Source organism: Serratia sp. N21D137 (genome assembly GCF_047530005.1).
Classification (GTDB): domain Bacteria; phylum Pseudomonadota; class Gammaproteobacteria; order Enterobacterales; family Enterobacteriaceae; genus Chania; species Chania fonticola_B.
Genome location: NZ_JBLJAJ010000085.1, coordinates 1 through 2,626, shown reverse-complemented (window position 1 = coordinate 2,626; position 2,626 = coordinate 1). Strand labels below are relative to the sequence as shown.

3 protein-coding genes and 2 pseudogenes are annotated in these 2,626 nt (G+C 46.0%); 4 read left to right on the top strand and 1 reads right to left on the bottom strand.

The window, feature by feature from the left end; translation table 11 throughout:
* The 4 genes and pseudogenes from ACMV5H_RS25285 to ACMV5H_RS25270 form a co-directional block, all read left to right on the top strand.
* Positions 1-140: pseudogene (locus tag ACMV5H_RS25285) on the top strand (IS3 family transposase); the annotation flags it as partial.
* Positions 120-245: an integrase core domain-containing protein gene (locus tag ACMV5H_RS25280; protein ID WP_414822770.1), complete on the top strand. Its 126-nt coding sequence runs from the start codon at positions 120-122 to the stop codon at positions 243-245. The pseudogene ACMV5H_RS25285 and the gene ACMV5H_RS25280, both read left to right, overlap by 21 nt.
* 762 nt (positions 246-1,007) lie before the next feature.
* Positions 1,008-1,265 (top strand): TraR/DksA C4-type zinc finger protein, encoded by a 258-nt coding sequence (locus ACMV5H_RS25275; RefSeq protein ID WP_414822769.1) that lies wholly within the window; start codon positions 1,008-1,010, stop codon positions 1,263-1,265.
* Between the two features lie 229 nt (positions 1,266-1,494).
* The gene (locus tag ACMV5H_RS25270) at positions 1,495-1,827 is read left to right on the top strand and encodes a hypothetical protein (RefSeq protein ID WP_414822768.1); all 333 of its coding nucleotides are present in this window, start codon (positions 1,495-1,497) and stop codon (positions 1,825-1,827) included.
* Between the two features lie 126 nt (positions 1,828-1,953).
* Here ACMV5H_RS25270 and ACMV5H_RS25265 read toward each other — a convergent pair.
* Positions 1,954-2,505, bottom strand: a pseudogene (locus ACMV5H_RS25265) (integrase core domain-containing protein); the annotation flags it as partial.
* Between the last annotated feature and the right edge of the window lie 121 nt (positions 2,506-2,626).

The following is a 2,626-nucleotide window of genomic DNA, read 5'->3' as shown; positions in this document are numbered from 1 at the left end:
GGCTCAGCCGCAGCTCGTTTAGATATCGTTCTGTTGCTGCTGATGACAGCGCACTGCGCCTGCGTATTCGTGAGATCACCGAAACGCGAATTCACTACGGATATCGCCGGGTACATGTGATGCTCCGACGTGAGGGCTGGCGCATACACTATAACCAGAGCCGTCCCCATTCTTCCCTGGTCTGGATGACACCTTCTGAATTTGCCGAGAAATCTGCCGGTTGCCAGAATATGCAGCCAGAATGAAGCCGGTTATTCCTGATTATGAATGGATCACAAACGGGGAGCGGGTCTCAGCCCCTGTGCGTCAGCGATGCGTTTTGCCTGGGAATGGGGCCTGCACGTACTGGTTCCGCACAGACATCTCTGCCACCGACAATACCTAAAGCGTAGATTGTAACGCCAAACTCGGCCTTCGCCTTATCCTCATAGGAACAACCAGAAACATAAACATATCTTTACAATTCGAATACAAAAAAATACCTATCATGAGGTATAAAAATAGCACCTGACATCCCTATATGACCAGGTACCCAACTTTTTGAGATTTTTTAAATCTTCCCACGCAGGTAATGCATACCTGCGTTTTTTTTACTTTTTTATTAAAATCTTTTAGCTCAGTAGGTTAGAGCATGCCACTGATAATCGCTCGGTCGCAGATTCGAGTCCAGCAAGCGCCACCCATTACGGTTATTGCATATTGGCTATTCGCTCTGTATCCAGGCTGATGGGGGGCAAAGACGGCAGATGGCTTGATACACATGGTTTAGGGAACTCCACTCTCTGAATTTGTGGACAGCTGAATGTCCCCTTTGCTGTGATGAGTGTCTCTCCTCGACTATGATGCCTGCCAGCGGCGGTATATTTCTTTCGTTACGTGCCTTGAGGATAACATCATCAACCTAAAAAATGGCGGTTGTTGGGAAAAGGGGCTACGTTTACAGGCTGAAGAGCGTTAGGCGTGCCCCCCATTGGCTCAATGGTGTATTTACCGGAATTGATAAAATCATGCCAGATATTGCTGATGAAGCACAGATTGAACATGACAAGATGATCGAACGCGGCCTGATGGCCATCCGCACACAGTTTACTGCAAGCAGTGCGCTTGTCTGCATAGATTGCGGTGAGACGATACCGGAAAAACGTCGTCACATCTTACCTGGCGTTAAGACCTGTGTCCTCTGCCAGGAGCGAAATGAGTTCCAGCATAAGGTCGGGGCTTATCCTTTGTTGACTCGCCACGCTGTGAATACGGACGAAGAGTGATTGATGGGTATATAAGTGCTGAAGTCCAACTGAGTGGAAAAGTACGTAAAGGCGTCAACATGTTGATTTCCAGATAACCTATAAATATATACCTATAAAGCTCATCTGGCATAACCATTCAAAACAAGCGCTGGGCTTTTCCCTAAGGTTTTGGTCAAAATCCCTATAAGCGACAGCTGACGTTTAGCTGTTTAACCCGTCATTTTTAAACCATTTTGGTAAAGTTCTTATGAAGCTAAGTACAAAACTACGTTCATTTACCTTTTTAGTTTTCGTCGGGTTATCAATATTAACATCTAACGCTGCCGCATCAACTCCGAGTGTATGGGACGAGCATAATAAAATGGTTATAGCCAGCTGTATTAAAGCAAGTAACTTGAAGTCAATAACGCCAGTTGTAAGCAGGCTGATGGAGTTTTCAGATGAAGTTGGTTATACAGCACTATTATTACAGGGATCTTATCCCCAACCACATATGGAAAATCAAAAGGGCCGGGAACTTTGCCTTTTCAATAAAAAAACGCAAAAAGTCTATATCAGCGAAGTTGACGGTTATCAATAATAGATAGAAGTGTTGGTACCAGTGTACATACTGAGCAATGTGCGGTTTTTTGTGCTGCTCAGGTTAAGTGTATTAGCTCAGACCTGATCTGACAGTTACCGGTTATTTATACAGGTATCTGTCAGATTACATCTGGCTTAAATTTTTCTCGGCCCAGATGTATTTTCCATCAAGTAATGTCTCCATTGGCGTTCGGCCACAGCACATTTTCCCCTGATGGGTTGGCTCATTATTATAGTGAGCCAACCATTCATCAAGATCCGATTGTAATGTATCGAGTTCGCCATACAGTTTTTTGCAGAACGCTATCTGATAAAATCCCTGCAATATCGTCCTGTGGAACCGTTCGCAGATGCCGTTCGTCTGCGGCGACATCGCTTTGGTTTTCGTGTGGTCGATATCATTTATCGCCAGATAAAGCTGGTAATCATGCTGTTCCACTTTGCCACAGTACTCCGTACCTCTGTCAGTCAATATTCTCAGCACTGGCAGGTCATGAGACGCGTAAAATGGCAGCACACGGTCATTCAGCAGGTCTGCCGCTGTAATCGGCGTTTTGGTGACATACAGCTTGCAGTGCGCTACCTTCGAGTAGGTATCAACGAACGTCTGCTGATAAATACGTCCGACGCCTTTCAGATTGCCCACGTAGAACGTGTCCTGAGAGCCCAGATGCCCCATTCCCACTCGAAACGCAACAAAGTGACCCACTGGCCAGACCCGGATAAAATCACCGCTCTGGCCCTACTGGAGAGCCTGTTGCATGCAGGGAAAACATCTGACTCAGAAAGAGCGGTTC